Source organism: Pantoea sp. JK, assembly GCF_026130245.1.
Classification (GTDB): domain Bacteria; phylum Pseudomonadota; class Gammaproteobacteria; order Enterobacterales; family Enterobacteriaceae; genus Pantoea; species Pantoea trifolii.
Genome location: NZ_JAINFN010000001.1, coordinates 678,363 through 694,909 on the forward strand (window position 1 = coordinate 678,363; position 16,547 = coordinate 694,909).

14 protein-coding genes are annotated in these 16,547 nt (G+C 53.8%); 6 read left to right on the top strand and 8 right to left on the bottom strand.

Going from position 1 to position 16,547, the window contains the following annotated elements; genetic code table 11:
• Positions 1-82 precede the first annotated feature (82 nt).
• Together PanJK_RS03350 and yccS are read left to right on the top strand one after the other, a co-directional pair.
• The gene (locus tag PanJK_RS03350) at positions 83-526 is read left to right on the top strand and encodes a YccF domain-containing protein (protein WP_008101434.1); all 444 of its coding nucleotides are present in this window, start codon (positions 83-85) and stop codon (positions 524-526) included.
• 9 nt (positions 527-535) lie between these two features.
• The gene (gene yccS, locus PanJK_RS03355) at positions 536-2,674 is read left to right on the top strand and encodes a YccS family putative transporter (protein ID WP_265297135.1); all 2,139 of its coding nucleotides are present in this window, start codon (positions 536-538) and stop codon (positions 2,672-2,674) included.
• Here the strand turns inward: yccS and PanJK_RS03360 are convergent.
• Positions 2,671-3,297: a TfoX/Sxy family DNA transformation protein gene (locus PanJK_RS03360; RefSeq protein ID WP_256698391.1), complete on the bottom strand. Its 627-nt coding sequence runs from the start codon at positions 3,295-3,297 to the stop codon at positions 2,671-2,673. The genes yccS and PanJK_RS03360 overlap by 4 nt on opposite strands.
• A 222-nt stretch (positions 3,298-3,519) precedes the next feature.
• Between PanJK_RS03360 and sulA the strand changes: the two genes are divergently transcribed.
• A complete protein-coding gene (gene sulA, locus PanJK_RS03365; RefSeq protein ID WP_265297136.1) occupies positions 3,520-4,011 on the top strand; it encodes an SOS-induced cell division inhibitor SulA in 492 nt (163 codons plus the stop codon).
• 350 nt (positions 4,012-4,361) lie between these two features.
• Positions 4,362-5,429, top strand: a complete 1,068-nt coding sequence (gene ompA, locus PanJK_RS03370) for a porin OmpA (RefSeq protein WP_265297137.1) — start codon at positions 4,362-4,364, stop codon at positions 5,427-5,429.
• A gap of 73 nt (positions 5,430-5,502) precedes the next feature.
• Here ompA and matP read toward each other — a convergent pair whose 3' ends face one another.
• On the bottom strand, positions 5,503-5,970 hold the full coding sequence (matP, locus tag PanJK_RS03375) for a macrodomain Ter protein MatP (protein ID WP_265297138.1): 468 nt from the start codon (positions 5,968-5,970) through the stop codon (positions 5,503-5,505).
• Positions 5,971-6,023: 53 nt separating this feature from the next.
• Between matP and PanJK_RS03380 the strand changes: the two genes are divergently transcribed.
• Together PanJK_RS03380 and fabA are read left to right on the top strand one after the other, a co-directional pair.
• Entirely contained in the window at positions 6,024-7,886 is a 1,863-nt protein-coding gene (locus tag PanJK_RS03380; protein WP_265297139.1) for a Lon protease family protein, read from the top strand.
• Between the two features lie 67 nt (positions 7,887-7,953).
• Entirely contained in the window at positions 7,954-8,472 is a 519-nt protein-coding gene (gene fabA / locus PanJK_RS03385; protein WP_007887361.1) for a bifunctional 3-hydroxydecanoyl-ACP dehydratase/trans-2-decenoyl-ACP isomerase, read from the top strand.
• Between the two features lie 66 nt (positions 8,473-8,538).
• Here fabA and rmf read toward each other — a convergent pair whose 3' ends face one another.
• The 6 genes from rmf to rlmKL form a co-directional block, all read right to left on the bottom strand.
• Complete coding sequence (gene rmf, locus PanJK_RS03390; protein ID WP_071531634.1) at positions 8,539-8,706, bottom strand: ribosome modulation factor; 168 nt, start codon at positions 8,704-8,706, stop codon at positions 8,539-8,541.
• Positions 8,707-8,977: 271 nt separating this feature from the next.
• Entirely contained in the window at positions 8,978-9,544 is a 567-nt protein-coding gene (gene pqiC / locus PanJK_RS03395; protein WP_265297141.1) for a membrane integrity-associated transporter subunit PqiC, read from the bottom strand.
• Positions 9,541-11,184, bottom strand: a complete 1,644-nt coding sequence (pqiB, locus tag PanJK_RS03400; RefSeq protein ID WP_256696118.1) for an intermembrane transport protein PqiB — start codon at positions 11,182-11,184, stop codon at positions 9,541-9,543. The genes pqiC and pqiB overlap by 4 nt, the downstream gene beginning before the upstream one ends.
• Positions 11,174-12,439, bottom strand: coding sequence for a membrane integrity-associated transporter subunit PqiA (gene pqiA, locus PanJK_RS03405; RefSeq protein ID WP_265297143.1), 1,266 nt, complete (start codon positions 12,437-12,439; stop codon positions 11,174-11,176). Before pqiA ends, pqiB begins: the two co-directional genes overlap by 11 nt.
• A 15-nt stretch (positions 12,440-12,454) precedes the next feature.
• Positions 12,455-14,365, bottom strand: a complete 1,911-nt coding sequence (locus PanJK_RS03410; protein ID WP_256696116.1) for an ABC transporter ATP-binding protein — start codon at positions 14,363-14,365, stop codon at positions 12,455-12,457.
• A gap of 5 nt (positions 14,366-14,370) precedes the next feature.
• Positions 14,371-16,488 carry a bifunctional 23S rRNA (guanine(2069)-N(7))-methyltransferase RlmK/23S rRNA (guanine(2445)-N(2))-methyltransferase RlmL gene (rlmKL, locus tag PanJK_RS03415; protein ID WP_061717099.1) on the bottom strand — a complete coding sequence of 706 codons (2,118 nt, stop codon included), beginning with the start codon at positions 16,486-16,488 and terminating at the stop codon, positions 14,371-14,373.
• Positions 16,489-16,547 lie beyond the last annotated feature (59 nt).

Here is a 16,547-nt window from a genome sequence, read left to right on the forward strand (position 1 = left end):
TGTCAGACTCTTGGCGCTCCAGCCTTAAAAAGAGCTAAACTTGGCGCCACATATTGCGGATTGCAAAAGGAAAATCACGTTTATGCGTACCGTACTTAATATTCTTAATTTCATTCTCGGCGGCTTCTTCACCACTCTCAGCTGGCTGTTCGCCACGTTGGTGAGCATCGTACTGATTTTCACGCTGCCGTTGACGCGTTCCTGCTGGGAAATCACCAAGCTGTCTCTGCTGCCTTTTGGCAACGAAGCGGTGCATGTCGATGTGCTGCGCCCCGACAGCAAAAGCCATGTGATGAATACCGGCGGCACCTTCCTCAACATCTTCTGGCTGATACTGTTTGGCTGGTGGTTATGTCTGGCGCATATCTCGGCCGGTATCGTGCAGTGTCTGACCATCATCGGCATTCCTGTTGGCATCGCCAACTTCAAAATCGCCGCGATTGCGCTGTGGCCGGTCGGCCGTCGTGTGGTCTCCGTTGAAGAAGCGCAGGCCGCGCGTGAAGCCAATGCGCGTCGCCGCTACTGAGGCCGTTCAATGATTCATGACGCCTTGCCAGGCTGGCGACGTTATCTGTTTAACAGCAGCCTACGCTATTTGCTGCGCATCTTCTTTGCCTTGACCGGATGCGCGGCGGTGCCGTGGTGGCTGCACCAAATCGAGTGGACCATTCCGCTGACGCTGGGTGTCGTCGCTGCGGCGCTGGCGGATCTCGACGATCGCTGGATTGGGCGTGTGCGCAATCTGTTGATCACGCTGGTGTGTTTCTGTATTGCTTCGGTGTCGGTGGAACTGTTGTTCCCCCATCCGTGGGCGTTTGCTCTGGGCCTGGCGCTTTCCAGCTGGGGCTTTATTTTGCTCGGTGCACTGGGACAGCGTTATGCCACCATCGCCTTCGGTGCGCTGCTGATTGCGGTTTACACCATGCTGGGCATCGGCTTATTCCCACAATGGTGGATGCAACCAGCGCTGCTGTTGATCGGTGCCCTTTGGTACAACTTGCTGACCTTTATCGGTCATTTGATGTTCCCGGTGCGCCCGGTACAGGAACAGCTGGCAGGCAGTTTTTCCCAGCTGGCGCGCTATCTGGAAGCCAAAGCGAACCTGTTTGATCCCGATGGCGGCGATCAGGATGACGCCACGCTGGTTGCCACGGCGATGGTTAACAGCCAGTTGGTAGCACAGCTAAATCTTACTAAAAGCACTATTCAAAGCCGTTTGCGCGGCGACCGCGGTTCACGCAGCACGCGCCGCAGCCTGCACTACTATTTTGTCGCGCAGGATATCCATGAGCGCGCCAGCTCCTCGCATCTGCAATACCATCTGCTGCGTGATAACTGGCGTTACAACGAAGTGCTGTTCCGTTTCCAGCGCCTGATGAATATGCAAGCGCGTGCCTGTCGGCAGCTGGCGGAGACCATTTTGCTGCGTCAGCCGTGGCATCATGACAGCCACTTTGAGCGCACCTTCGAACGGCTGGAAACCGCGCTGCAACGTCTTCAGCAGAATGAGCCGCAGGATCCACACATTCACGCGCTGTTTTGGCTGCTGCGTAATCTGCGTGCTATTGATGCGCAACTGGCGTCGATTGAATCAGAACAGATGCTGGCCGAACCGTCCCCGCAGAGCGACCATCATCTGTCACGTGAAGGACTCAGCGGCTGGGCGGATATCCGCTTGCGGCTCAGTCGCCATCTTAGCCCGCAATCTGCTCTCTTCCGTCATGCGGTGCGTATGTCGCTGGTGCTGTGCGTTGGCTACGCCTTCATTAAAATCACCGGCGTCGATCGCGGTTACTGGATCTTGCTGACCAGCCTGTTTGTCTGCCAGCCCAACTACAACGCCACCCGACGACGCCTCGCATTGCGTATTGGCGGCACCTTAGCCGGCGTTGCCATCGGCCTGCCGGTATTGTGGCTGGTGCCCTCAATTGAAGGTCAGTTGGTGCTGATTGTACTGAGCGGCGTGCTGTTCTTCGCCTTCCGCCAGATTCAGTATGCGCAAGCCACTTTGTTTATCACTTTGCTGGTTCTGCTGTGCTTCAACTTGCTCGGCGAAGGATTTGAAGTGGCGCTACCGCGCGTGGTGGATACCTTACTGGGCTGCGGACTGGCGTGGCTGGCCGTGGCCTTTGTCTGGCCAGACTGGCGTTTTCGCAAAATCACCGCCGTCGCCGATCGCACACTGGATGCGAACTGTCGCTATCTGGATGCGATTATGGAGCAATATCACCAAGGCAAAGACAATCGTCTCGCTTATCGCGTGGCACGCCGCGATGCGCATAATGCCGATGCCGAGCTGGCGTCAGTGGTGTCAAACATCAGTGGTGAACTCAAGCTACAACAGCCGCTACGTGAAAATGCGTTTCGACTGCTATGTCTGAACCACTCCTTCCTCAGCTATATCTCCGCACTGGGAGCGCACCGCGCACATCTCGCGGATGCTACTTTACTGAACTTACTGGATGACGCAGTCTGCTTCATTGAAGATGTGCTGCAGATCGACCGGGTTACGGATACTCAAGCCACTGAGATGCAGCAGGCGCTAATGCAGCGCATGAACGAGATGAAAAACAGCCCGGATACACGCGCACCATTAGTGATTCAGCAATTGGGCTTGTTAGTCGCGCTGCTGCCTGAAATTGCCCGTCTACGCCGTACTCTCATCAACGACTAAAGCGATTGATGCTCCGCCGCATGCTGGCGGAGCATTTTTAGATACCAGGTGTAAAGCTCTTGCCTGATGGCGCTGGGTAACGCCGCTTCATGATGTCCTGATATTGCACCTTCCAGCGCCAACAGCGTTTTTAACCCAATGTGCTTATTCACCGCGCGCAGTTTCAGCCAGCTTTGTCGCGAGCCTGTTTCACACAGCAATTGCACCGAACTGATCCCTACCTTATGCAGCATCAGCTCCAATCGCAGGCTTAAATTCGGCAGATCTTTCAAACGCAGCGAGACAAGTCTGGTAGCCGCCTCGTCCTGTGCGGCACGCAGAGAACATGCTGACAGTTGCAATAACTGTTCAGGGTTTTGCCACAATTGCGTATCCACTTTGAAGTAGCTCAGTGTCACCGGCACGCCACGCTTACGGTACACTAGCGGTTCCAGTGAACGCTGTGCGTTATAGACGTGAAGCGCCTCGCTAGCTCGAAGATAGAGTGCATCCTCATTGATATACGCAAAAATCACCTTCTCAACAGTCAGTGCATAACCACCAAATTGCGTGCGCGATTCAATTTTACCTAATGCCGCCAACTGCGCTTTCGATTGTTCAACTACCGGGTTATATCTCTTCATAACGCCCCCTTCAATGGATTCCATGCGCGGGAAATTTCCTATAAAAGCTCGCAGATTCATCTGGTTAGAAGATAAAAAAAACGATTTAGCTGTTCAATGAATAAAAGCAGACGGGAGGTATCTTGTGCAGAAATTGCGAGGCGTTTTCAGAAATTGAGGTTGATCTTTATCCAGGAAGCCATTACTGTACATCCATACAGTTCATTACTGAGTGATTAAATTATGCGTACTCATTTCTCTGGCTCTGCTGACCGTTCAAATCGTTTCGCTTCATCCAGCTTAGCGCAACCTTCGCTGGGTGGAATCACTGAACTGCGCTCCAGCGAACAACCTGGAATGATGCAACTTATACTGCTGCCGGTACTGAAACAGCTGAGCGAGCAATCGCGCTGGCAGCTGTGGCTCACTCCAGCGCATAAGTTGAATCGTAGCTGGATGCAGCAGTCAGGATTGCCGTTAGAAAAGAGTATGCATATCACCGAATCTGAGCGTTTTAACACCGTGGAAAGTATGGTGAAGGCATTACGTACAGGCAATTACAGCGTGGTTCTAGCCTGGATTCCGTACGAATTGAGCGATGAAGAGCGTCTAGAATTGGAAAAAGCCGCGGCAGAAGGTGAAGCGCTCGGTCTGATTTTGCGTCCGCAGGGAGGTCAATACGCCCCTTCCAGACAACCTAACTCCGCAAAAATTCCGTCTGAATTGTTTCATTAAGTAAATTCCAGGAATTTTCTCAGCATTTTTTTTGCATAAGTTGCATCTAAGCTACTGATTCTTTTCCCGCCAGCTATGACAATGGCTTAGACGCTTTTTTGTTTTCTAATACCGAAGATTTAGCCAGGTGATTTGTTAAAATGTGTGTATAAATCGCTGTTTTTTTGCTGCCCGGCGTCACATCATACTTGTAAGTTTCCAATCTCGTTGTAGACTTTAGCTCGCCAGGGTGCTCAATAACCTCCGTTTTTTCGGTAGAGTCAAAAGCGAGCGTTTAGACCCGGCGAAGGATTAACACAAAGAGCAACCTTTTTGCTCATTGCCTATTTGGATGATAACGAGGCGCAAAAATGAAAAAGACAGCTATCGCAATTGCAGTGGCACTGGCTGGCTTCGCTACCGTAGCGCAGGCCGCACCTAAAGATAACACCTGGTATACCGGTGCTAAACTGGGCTGGTCTCAGTATCACGATACTGGTTACTACGGTAACGGTTACGCGAACAACGACGGTCCAACTCACGAATCTCAGCTGGGTGCTGGTGCATTCATGGGTTATCAGGCTAACCCGTACCTGGGCTTCGAGCTGGGCTACGACTGGTTGGGCCGTATGCCAAACAAAGGCAACAACATCAATGGCGCATTCAAAGCACAAGGCGTACAGCTGGCTGCTAAGTTGAGCTACCCAATTACTGAAGACTTCGATGTCTACACCCGTCTGGGTGGTATGGTATGGCGTGCTGATTCAACTCAGAACAACAACGGTGTTCGCATCAGCGACCACGACACCGGCGTTTCTCCGCTGGCTGCTGTTGGTGTTGAATATGCGCTGACCAAAAACTGGGCGACTCGCCTGGACTATCAGTGGGTTAACAACATCGGTGACGCAGGTACTGTTGGTGCACGTCCAGACAACAGCATGCTGAGCGTCGGCGTTTCTTACCGTTTCGGTCAGGAAGATGATGCAGCGCCAGTTGTCGCTCCGGCTCCGGCTCCAGCGCCAGTTGTTGAAACCAAGCGTTTCACTCTGAAGTCTGACGTTCTGTTCACCTTCAACAAGGCAACTCTGAAGCCAGAAGGTCAGCAAGCTCTTGATCAGCTGTACAGCCAGCTGAGCTCAATGGATCCGAAAGACGGTTCTGTTGTAGTACTGGGCTTCACCGATCGCATCGGTTCAGAGCAGTACAACCAGAAACTGTCTGAGAAACGCGCTCAGTCTGTAGTTGATTACCTGGTATCTAAAGGTATCCCTTCTAACAAGATCTCTGCACGCGGTATGGGCAAATCTAACCCAGTTACTGGCAACACCTGTGACAGCGTGAAAGGCCGCAATGCCCTGATCGACTGCCTGGCGCCAGACCGTCGCGTTGAAATCGACGTGAAAGGTATCAAAGACGTTGTAACTCAGCCACAGGCTTAAGTTATCACGCAGTAAAAAACCCCGCTTAGGCGGGGTTTTTTTATGGCTGAATGTAATGAGAACGAAAAGAACTCTACTCTTTTTCCGAACCACCATTCCCAAGGATCGCCCGCAGATCTTGTTTCAGCGTAGACATCTGGCTGGCATACTTCTCTTTGCGTTCAGCATCTTCAATCAACTGGACGATAGTTTCTGACAGCGTATTACTGCGACGCTGCGCCAATCCCGCCAGTCGCTGCCACACCAGATATTCCAGATCGATCGATTTCTTACGCGTATGTTGATGCTCGGCATTAAAGTGACGCTTACGGCGCGCACGTATCGTCTGCTTGAGACGATTCTCCAAATCAGGATGAATGTGCTGGGCGATCCACTCGTTAACCTCAACCGGACTGTTTTCCATCGATAGCAGCGTATCAACCGCAGCTTGCGCCGCGCTAAGCTCAAGATGACGGGTGATCAGTTCACCCTCCCGATGCTTTTTCACCAGGTATTTCCACTTCCATCCACTTTCAAGATTTTCGAGTTGCTGGTATTTCATCGGAATCTCATCGTGATCACGTAACAAACTAAGAATAACAGCTTTTTTCCTGGATGCAGCAAGGAAAAACATGTTGCAGCCGTCAGAATCCGAGCCGGAACTCCGCCGTGATTAACCGGGTTGATTCCTGTATAATCGCGCTTTTCCTAAATCAGACTAATGCGAATATTTTGACCAGCACTCAAATTACGTGGCAAGCCCTGCAGCCGGATAGCGACCGCTACCAATCCATTTTCTCAAATGTCTCACTGGAAGATTGCGATAGTCTTGCCGCGGTTCAGCCGCGTCTGCTGAATGCGCTGGCGCATTTGCATCATCAAACATTGGGTTTTCCACTGCTGTTATTGCGCAGTCAGGAAAACAGCGATTACCTGGCCTGCATCGCCGATGCAGCCCAACGTTTCCAGCCGGATGAGATTGCTCTTTACGGTGGCGACTATCATGTGATGGGCGATAACGTTAGCCTGCTCGCGCCAACCGATATCAATCGCCCGTTCACCAGCCAGGGCGGCGTGCATTTCGCCGACTGGATTGAAGCTGAGCAACTGTTCGGTTGCGTACGTCAATATAAAGACCGTGTGCAGCCTGAACCGGGCCTACTGCATCGCGCCAATGGCGGCACGTTAATACTTGCGGTCAATACTTTGCTGGCACAGCCGCTGTTGTGGCTGCGTCTGCGTAAGTGCATTGAGCAATGTCGCTTCGATTGGTATTCACAGGATGAGCGTCAACCGCTGCCCGTCGCCATTCCCTCGCTACCGCTGCAACTGCGTCTGGTACTGTGTGGCGACCGTGATGCACTGGCCGCCTTCCAGGAAATGGACGTCGAAGTTCATGAGATGGCGCTGTACAGCGAATTTGAAGAGAGCTTACAGATTCTCGACGAAGACGACATGACTTCATGGTGCCAGTGGACGCTAACACAAGCTGAACAAGCTGGGTTAGCCCAGCCTGAAGCGGATTTCTGGCCATTGTTGATCGCTGAAGCGGCACGCATGACCGGTGATCAAGACACCTTACCGCTTTGCCCACGCTGGCTTCGTCGTCAACTACAGGAAACGGCGCTGCATGGCGACAGCATCAATGCCGAAGCGTTGAAAGAAGCACTGGAAGCACGCCAGTGGCGTGAAGGCTTCCTCGCCGATCGCATGCGCGATGAAATCCTGCTTAATCAGATCATGATTGAGACTGAAGGCGAAGTGGTCGGCCAAATCAATGGCCTTTCGGTGGTTGAGTTCCCGGGTCATCCGCGTCCGTGGGGCGAACCTTCACGCATTACCTGTGTGGTACATCCCGGCGATGGCGAATTCACCGATGTAGAGCGCAAAGCTGAGTTAGGTGGCAACATTCATGCAAAAGGCATGATGATCATGCAAGCCTATCTGATTGCCGAACTGGAGCTGGAGCAACAGTTACCCTTCTCGGCTTCGCTGGTGTTTGAACAATCCTATTCTGAAGTGGATGGCGACAGCGCCTCGCTGGCCGAGCTGTGTGCGTTAATCAGCGCGCTGGCTAATCAACCGGTTAATCAGCAGATTGCGGTAACTGGTTCAGTGGATCAGTTTGGTAACGTGCAGCCCGTCGGCGGCCTGAATGAAAAAATTGAAGGCTTCTTCCACATCTGTAATTCACGCGAACTGACCGGTAAGCAGGGTGTGATTTTCCCTGCCAGTAACGCGCGCCATCTCAGTTTGAATCAGGACGTAGTGGAAGCGGTTAAAGCCGGACAATTCCATCTTTGGGCCATTGAGAGCGTAGATGAAGCGCTGCCGCTGCTGACCGGTATTGCCTGGCAGAGTGAAAGCGGCGAATCATTGCTTAGCACCATTCAGGAACGCATTACCCAGTTGAACCAGCAGGAAGCTCGCCTGCGTCCATGGCCATTACGTTGGCTCAACTGGTTCAACCACAGCTGATAAGATTGCTCAGCGTACAACTGTTCGCTAATATTCGGGCTTCACTAAAAGAAGGCATATTGAGAACATGGTAGATAAACGCGAATCCTATAGTAAAGAAGACCTGGTTGCCTCGGGTCGCGGCGAACTGTTTGGCGAAAATGGACCGCCGCTTCCATCCAACAACATGTTGATGATGGACCGCGTGGTCAAAATGACCGAAGACGGCGGTAAATTCGATAAAGGTTTCGTAGAAGCCGAACTGGATATCCGCCCTGACCTGTGGTTCTTTGACTGCCACTTCATTGGCGATCCGGTGATGCCGGGTTGCCTTGGCCTTGATGCGATGTGGCAGCTGGTTGGTTTCTACCTCGGCTGGCTGGGCGCAGAAGGTAAAGGCCGCGCATTGGGCGTGGGTGAAGTGAAGTTCACTGGACAAGTCCTGCCTACCGCGAAGAAAGTGACCTACAAAATTCACTTCAAGCGTGTGATCAACCGTAAACTGGTGATGGGCGTGGCAGATGGCGAAGTCTTCGTTGACGGGAACCTGATTTACTCTGCGACTGATTTGAAAGTGGGTCTGTTCAAAGACACTTCAGCTTTCTAATCCTTCCAAACGAAAACCTCCGCACGCAGCGGAGGTTTCTTCCATAATGATAGACATCCAGCAGTGCTAGGCCACCGCTGACCTGTCCTCCATGGCTTGACGCCAACCTCCCAACCAGTGAGACCGTGCATCGATCAATTGATAAGGGCATATCTCTTTTGAACGCCCTGTAATCCCGGCTTGGTAGCCTCGTGAATGTGCTCGTTCCAGGCGGTCTCTCTTCTGTCTCTTCATGCCTCGTTTCCCTCATTTTTCAGGTCTGGTGGAATCTGGGTGGAAAGAAAGAGTGGCGATATAATGTTCAACCACAGTAATGTTCTAACCCGATGCAGAAGAAAGGTCAATGCGCAAAATTCACGCCAATGTCATGTTTTTGACGTTAAAGTGCCATGTAGAATTGTCAGTGGAATGTCTATCTGGCTGATTAGGCAATAAAAAAAGCCCCTGATTTGACTGCGATCACACTACAGCAAATCAAGGACTTAGCATAAGCATCGAACAAATCTTAATTTAGCGAAACGACACTATTTGCGATTTGTTGCGCCGTTTGCTGCCAACCGAGAGCCAGAGTACGCACCAGCGCATCATAGCCATCCTCTGTTTGCGGCAGCGTCAGATTAAAGCCATGTTTGATTAGGCGCCCTTGATGCTGCAGTAACCATTCGCCACTCACCACCACTTGCCCATCGTAACGTCCCTGGAAACCGGTCACGTTTACCGAGAGCGTATCGTGGCTTTCGCCCAGCGGAGCACCAGCAACCAAACGACCAGGCAGCGCTTTGCTGAGATTACTGATCAGCGTTTGCTGCAGCTGTTGATCAAGCGGACTCGCCCACAGGTTATTGGTCGCTATCACGTACTTCACATCGCTGGTCTGATACACCAGGCCGTTGCCCGCCATATAATCCGGTACCGTCACCTGCTCGACCCAAATCATGGGTTGGCCAGTGCCCGCGGCACTTTCCACGCGCGCCACATTGCTGCCCGCAGGCAGCTGATAATAGGTATTTTCAATGGTGCTGCTGCAGCCTGTTAGCAGCAACAGCGCCCCGATCATTAGCCCTTTTTTCACTGTTTCGCCCTCTTTGGCTGTGGATCCTGGCCCGGCTTGGCTTCAAACACCAGCGCGTTACTTTTGCTATTCAGCGTTTTCAGCACTGGCTGCAGCTCACGCAGCACCTGATCAAGCCGCTGCATATCGCCCACCAGCTTGCTGTAAGCCGGTGAACCTGGCTGCAGCCCTTTCATGCTGCGATTCAGTTCACGCAGGGTTTGCTGCATGTCTGAAGGCAGCGTTTTCATCGCTGGGTTAGCGGTGATCTGATTGAGATTATCCAGCGTCTTCTGCAGCTGTTGCAGCGTGCGCTGGCTCTCTTTCAAGGTACCGGTGGCTTCGTTCAGCAAAGGATTAAGTGGCAAGCCGTTAATCTTATCCAGCGCCGCCATCAATTTCTGCTGAATCTGCGCCAGGCCACCGCTGACGGTTGGAATCACTTCCAGTCCCGCCACTTCGTTCGGGCCTTTATATGCCGGTGCATTGTCGTAGAAATCGAGGTCGATAAATAGCGCGCCAGACAGTAGGTTGCCGGTTTTCAGCGTCGCACGCAGACCGCGTTTTTTGCCTTCCTGCAGATGCTGCTCAAGATTGAAATCCCCGCCCAGACGATTAACAAAACGATCCGGCTCAATGCGAATCAGCACCGGCACGCGATAGTCAGTATTCAGCGCCTGATTCACACCCGGGATCATGTAAGGCACTTGTGACACCGTACCCAGACGAATGCCACGGAACTCAACCGGTGCGCCAACCTGCAAGCCACGAATCGAATCGGTGAAGAACAGCAGGAAATCGGTGTGAGCACTGTAAAGCGAATCCTGAATGCTGCGCTGATCGTCGTAAAGATGGTATTCCGCTTTGTTCTCCGCAGCACGGCCCAGCTCAGCGCCGTCCGGCACGTCAAAACTGACGCCGCCGCTGAACAGTGTGGTGAGCGATCCCATCTCTACGCGCATGCCGGATGCCGACATATCTACCGCAATGCCGCTGTCTTTCCAGAAGCGCACATTGGTGGTAATGAGGCGATCGTAAGGCGCCGAGATAAACAGCTGGTAAGCCATCATGCGTTTATCGGTATCAAAGGTGCTGGTTTCCACCGAGCCGACACGATAACCCCGGAACAGCACCGGATCCCCCGGATTCAACTGTCCCGCTTTTTTACTGTCAAGCGTGACACGAATCCCTTTGGCATCCGGCGGCGCTAACGGCGGTGCATCCAGCAGTTGGTATCTCTCTGGCTTATCACCCTTCGCGCCCGGCTGCAGTTCGATATAAGCACCCGACAACAAGGTGCCTAAACCGGAAATACCTTCGCGGCCAATTTGCGGTTTTACCACCCAGAATGCGCTGTCGCCTTGCAGCAGCTTTTCCATACCAGAGTTGAGACGCGCTTTAATCTCAACGTGGTGCAAATCATCGGTCAGAACCGCGCTCTCCACCACGCCAACGTTAACGCTGCGGCTCTTAATGGCGGTTTTACCGGCTTCGATGCCTTCCGCGTTCTCGGTAATCAGCGTCACTTCCGGACCCTGATGGCTGAAGTGATAAAAAAGAATCCATCCGCCGATTAACAGCGTGACGATGGGTACAATCCAGACCGGCGACCAGCGTTTAATCTGGTCGACCTTAGCAGTCCCGTGATGGTTATCCGTCAAGACGCGGCTCCTTACGTTCAGTTTCTCGTTGTCGATCCCACAGTAGGCGCGGATCAAAGGTCATGGCGGCAAACATCGTGAGAATCACCACCATGGCAAACAGCAGCGCACCCGGCGCAGGATACACACTCATCAGTCGTCCCATGCGCACCAGAGCGGAGAGAACGGCGATGACAAACACATCAATCATTGACCAGCGGCCAACGAACTCAACCACCTCATAAACCACGTGCATCTTTTCATCATCGCGTCCGCCGCGTCCGCTGCCGTGCCAGCACAGCCAGGCAATCGCCAGCATTTTCAGCGAAGGCACCATGATACTGGCGATGAAGATCACCAGCGCTACCGGCCACGAACCGTCGCTCCACAGCAAAATCACCCCGGCCATAATGTTCGAGGGATATTGCGAACCGAGCGTTTCGGTCACCATGATCGGCATGATATTGGAGGGAATGTAGAGCATCACCGAGGTGACCAGCAGCGCCAGCGTCCATTGCAGACTGTGCTTACGGCGCGCATGCGCCTTCACACCACAACGGGGACACGCCAGTTGGTCGGCGAGCAGAATAGCGGTGCAACACGGGCAGCTACGCAAACCCTGCTTTAAGCCGCTAACACCGGCCTGCGGCACTTTCGGCAGCGGCGGTAACGGATCGATACGTTGCCACACCCAGCGGCGATCAACACATTGAAACGCCCGCAAATGCAGCACGCAGAACAGACACCACGGCCAGAAGCTGCTGCCGAGGCCAATTTCACCGTACGCCATCAGCTTAACGAAACTGACCAGCACGCCAGCCATAAAGATTTCCGCCATGCCCCAGCTACGCAGCTGAAACAGCACGCGCGCCAACCCAAGCCGCAGGTTATGCGGCATGCGAACGTTATTGACCAGCAGGATAATGGTGATCATGCAAAAGGCGGGAATGCCCTGCACAAACAGCAGAAACAGCGTTGCCAGGCTGCGGTAATCTTCACGATCCATCACCTGCGGAATTTCGAGCAGCGATATCTGGCTGCTCAATCCCGCGACGTGCATATTGATGAAAGGAAACAGATTGGCCAGCACCAGCATAAACAGCGCCGAAAGGGCGTAGCCGGTCGGACGTCGACGCGGCTCCTGCCAGTTGGCTTGCAGCGTGGTGTGACAACGCGGGCAACGCGCACGGCTGCCGACCGGTACAGCGGGCAGCTTTACTGTTAAATCACACTGTGGACAAAGACTCCACTGATGCGCTTGATCCGCTGCACACATGCTGACTCCTTCCGATTACGCGCCGTTTTTCAGCGCTTCCAGCTCTTCCCAACGTTCAAACGCCACTTCCAGTTCCTGCTCGGTTTGCGCTAACGCATCCAGAACGGGCTGGGTTTTATCGTGTGGCTGGCTGAAGAAGTCCGGATGACTCATTTTAGCCTGCAACTCACCGATGCGGGTTTCCAGCTGTTCGAGTTTTTGCGGCAGCTGTTCCAGCTCACGTGCCAGGTTATAGCTTAGCTTGTTGGCTGGACGTTTGGCGACGTCACTTTTCTCTGCTGTTTTCGTCGGTGCAGCCGGTTTGGCCTGAGTGGCTTTGCCTTGCTTATACGCGGCGCGCTGCTGCTGAGCATCGTGATAGCCACCCACAAAGGTACCGATTTCGCCGTTGCCTTCGAAGATCCAGCATTCAGTCACGGTGTTGTCGACGAATTGACGATCGTGGCTCACCAGCATCACGGTGCCCTGATAACCATCCACCAGCTCTTCCAGCAGCTCCAGCGTTTCGACGTCGAGGTCGTTGGTTGGTTCATCGAGAATCAGCAGGTTGCTTGGCTTAAGGAACAGACGTGCCAGCAGCAGGCGGTTACGTTCACCGCCAGACAAGGCGCGCACTGGCGTCATGGCGCGTTTCGGATGGAACAGGAAGTCCTGCAGGTAACCGAGCACATGGCGCGGTTTGCCGTTAACCATCACTTCCTGCTTACCTTCAGCGAGGTTATCCATCACGGTACGATCCGGATCCAGCTCAGCGCGGTGCTGATCGAAGTAAGCGATTTCCAGTTTAGTACCACAGTGCACGCGGCCGCTGTCGGCTTTCAGCTGATCCAGCATCAAACGCAGCAAGGTGGTTTTACCGCAACCGTTCGGGCCAATCAGGGCGATTTTGTCGCCGCGCTGCACCTGAGTAGAGAAGTCTTTCACCAGGGTTTTACCACCCACGCTGTAATTGACATCTTCCATCTCAAACACGATTTTACCGGAACGTGCCGCTTCGCCGACCTGCATATTGGCTTTGCCCATCACTTCACGGCGTGCAGAGCGCTCGTTACGCAGCGCTTTCAAAGCACGTACGCGGCCTTCGTTACGCGTGCGGCGCGCTTTGATGCCCTGACGGATCCACACTTCTTCCTGCGCCAGCTTGCGGTCGAATTCGGCGTTTTGCATCTCTTCGACGCGCAGCGCTTCTTCTTTACCGGTCAGGAACAGATCGTAGTTGCCCGGCCAGGAAACCAGCTTGCCGCGATCGAGATCGACAATACGCGTTGCCATGTTGCGGATAAATGAACGGTCATGCGAGATGAACACGATGCTGCCGCTAAAGGTCTTGAGGAACGTTTCCAGCCAGTCGATGGTTTCGATATCGAGGTGGTTCGTCGGTTCGTCGAGCATCAGCACGCGCGGGTTGCTCACCAGCGCGCGGCCCAATGCCGCTTTACGCAGCCAGCCGCCGGAAAGCGAGGACAACTCGGTATCCGCATCCAAACCAATCTGCAGCAGCACGTCGTTGATACGGCTATCCAGCTGCCACAGATTTTGATGGTCAAGAATGGTTTGCAGACGGCCCATCTCGTTGAGGTTCTTCTCGCTCGGATCTTCCATCACCAGATGGGAAATCGCGTGATAAGCCTTGAGATGCTCAGCCTGCTCGGCCACGCCTTCGGCAACGAAGTCGTAAACCGAGCCGGTAATGTTGCGTGGCGGATCCTGTTGCAGACGCGCCACCACCAAATCCTGCTCATAAATGATGCGGCCATCATCCAGCGGCTGTTCGCCGTTGATGATTTTCATCAGCGTCGATTTACCGGCGCCGTTACGGCCAACCAGACAGACGCGTTCGCCCTCTTCGATATGCAGTTCGGTGTTATCCAACAGCGGCGCATCGCTGAACGAGAGGTAAGCGCCATGGATACTGATCAGTGACATAAAACTTATTCCTTACCGGCGTGGCTAACCAGCCAGCAGTTGTGAATTTGACGGTTGCGCGCGAAATCCTGCGACAGCGTTTTTTGGGTAATTTCCTGCGCCTGCAGACCCAGACGTTCTAAGCCGTCGAGATCCATTTTGAAGCCGCGCTTATTGTTGGAGAACATAATGGTGCCACCGCGACGCAGCAGACGTTTCAGGTTCTGCATCAGCATCATGTGATCGCGCTGCACGTCGAAATCGTCTTCCATGCGCTTAGAGTTAGAGAACGTCGGCGGATCGATAAAGATCAAATCGAACTGTTCGTCACTCTCGCGTAGCCAGCTCAGGCAATCTGCATGCATCAGGCGGTGCTGACGACCGGTTAAACCGTTAAGACGCAGGTTGCGCTCGGCCCACTCCAGATAGGTACGCGACATATCTACGGTGGTGGTGGTTTTCGCGCCACCCAAACCGGCGTGCACGCTGGCGGTGCCGGTGTAGGCAAACAGATTCAGGAAATCTTTGCCTGCGCTCATTTTGCCCAGCATCTGGCGTGCGATACGGTGATCGAGGAACAAACCAGTATCCAGATAATCGGTGAGATTCACCAGCAGTCGCGCATCAAATTCCTGCACTTCGAAGAAATCGCCCTTCTCGCCCAGCTTTTGATACTGGCTTTTGCCTTTCTGGCGCTCGCGGGTTTTCATCACCAGACGATTCGCCGGGATCTCCAACACGCTCAGCGTTGCACTAATTACATCGAACAGACGCTGACGCGCTTTGTTGGCGTCCACGGTTTTCGGTGGCGCATACTCCTGGATCACCACCCAATCAGCGTAACGATCGACCGCCACGTTGTACTCTGGCAGATCGGCGTCATACAGACGATAACAGTCGATATTCGACTGGCGCGCCCATTTATCCAGTTTCTTCAGATTCTTACGCAGGCGGTTAGCAAAATCTTCCGCAATCTGCGCGCCGCCTTCTGCGCTGGTCGCAGCCAGCTGATAGTTTTTCTGCACGCACTCCAGCGGGCCGTTTTTGGCTTTGAACTGGCGATCGGCACGCAGTTGCAAGCAACTCAGCAGCTCCGGCGAGGCGCTGAACAGCGACAGATTCCAGCCGCCGAAATTCTGCTTCATGATGCGGCCCAACTGGCTGTGCAGCGCAATCAGCGCCGGTTCGCTTTCCAGACGTTCACCATACGGCGGGTTGCTTAATACCGTGCCGGTAATCTCTTTGCCCGCCAGCGGATTTTTCAGCTTGATCACATCCTGCTGCGCGAAGGTGAACAGCTCGAACACGCCGGCACGACGAGCATTGGCGCGCGCCGATTCCAGCACGCGGCTGTCATTATCGTAGCCAAAGAAACGGGCGGTCGCCGCAGCGGTACCGACGCGTGCGCGCTCTTTCGCGGCAGCATGAACTTCCTGCCAGACCGCCTGATTGTGTTTCTTCCAGCGATTGAAGCCCCAATGGGTACGCAACAGGCCAGGCGCGCGATCGCAGGCGATCAGCGCCGCTTCCAACAGCAGCGTGCCGGAACCACACATTGGATCGACCAGCGGCGTGCTGCTCTGCCAACCCGAACGCATCACAATCGCCGCCGCTAAGGTTTCTTTTAACGGCGCCGCGCCGGTTTGCTGGCGATAGCCGCGCTGATGCAGTGAATCACCGCTCAGATCCAGCGCGATGCTGACGCGATCTTTGTTCAGCCACGCATTGATGCGGATGCCCGGTTGTTCACGATCAACGTTCGGGCGTTCCAGATTCTGGCGGGTAAAGCTGTCCACGATGGCATCTTTAATACGCAACGCACCGAACTGGCTGTTGCGGATCACCTCATTGGTGCCGCTAAAATGGATGGCAAAACTGGTGTTGCTGTCGAACATCTCGGTCCATGGAATACTTTGCGCACCCACGTAAAGATCGAGATCGCTCCAGACGCCAAATTCTCCCAGCGGCAGCAAAATGCGCGAAGCCAAACGGCTCCACAGCAGGCTTTGGTACATTACATGGTCGTCGGCCTGAAAGTGGACGCCGCCCTGCACCACCTGCAAATCCTGCGCACCCAGCGCGTCTAGCTCACTTTTCAACAGCTCTTCGAGCCCACGCGCCGTACTGGCAAACAGAGAATTCATATCGTCACTTTTTACTCTTGCTTAAATTGCTGCGCATTATAGCGAATCAGCGTGCTATG

Bases quoted from the DNA above. Each gene is read 5' to 3' on its own strand.
- rlmKL (WP_061717099.1), bottom strand. From the start codon at position 16,488: ATGAATTCTCTGTTTGCCAGTACGGCGCGTGGGCTCGAAGAGCTGTTG.
- PanJK_RS03350 (WP_008101434.1), top strand. From the start codon at position 83: ATGCGTACCGTACTTAATATTCTTAATTTCATTCTCGGCGGCTTCTTC.
- PanJK_RS03360 (WP_256698391.1), bottom strand. From the start codon at position 3,297: ATGAAGAGATATAACCCGGTAGTTGAACAATCGAAAGCGCAGTTGGCG.
- ompA (WP_265297137.1), top strand. From the start codon at position 4,362: ATGAAAAAGACAGCTATCGCAATTGCAGTGGCACTGGCTGGCTTCGCT.
- matP (WP_265297138.1), bottom strand. From the start codon at position 5,970: ATGAAATACCAGCAACTCGAAAATCTTGAAAGTGGATGGAAGTGGAAA.
- yccS (WP_265297135.1), top strand. From the start codon at position 536: ATGATTCATGACGCCTTGCCAGGCTGGCGACGTTATCTGTTTAACAGC.
- fabA (WP_007887361.1), top strand. From the start codon at position 7,954: ATGGTAGATAAACGCGAATCCTATAGTAAAGAAGACCTGGTTGCCTCG.
- rmf (WP_071531634.1), bottom strand. From the start codon at position 8,706: ATGAAGAGACAGAAGAGAGACCGCCTGGAACGAGCACATTCACGAGGC.
- PanJK_RS03410 (WP_256696116.1), bottom strand. From the start codon at position 14,365: ATGTCACTGATCAGTATCCATGGCGCTTACCTCTCGTTCAGCGATGCG.
- PanJK_RS03380 (WP_265297139.1), top strand. From the start codon at position 6,024: ATGCAGCAAGGAAAAACATGTTGCAGCCGTCAGAATCCGAGCCGGAAC.
- sulA (WP_265297136.1), top strand. From the start codon at position 3,520: ATGCGTACTCATTTCTCTGGCTCTGCTGACCGTTCAAATCGTTTCGCT.
- pqiA (WP_265297143.1), bottom strand. From the start codon at position 12,439: ATGTGTGCAGCGGATCAAGCGCATCAGTGGAGTCTTTGTCCACAGTGT.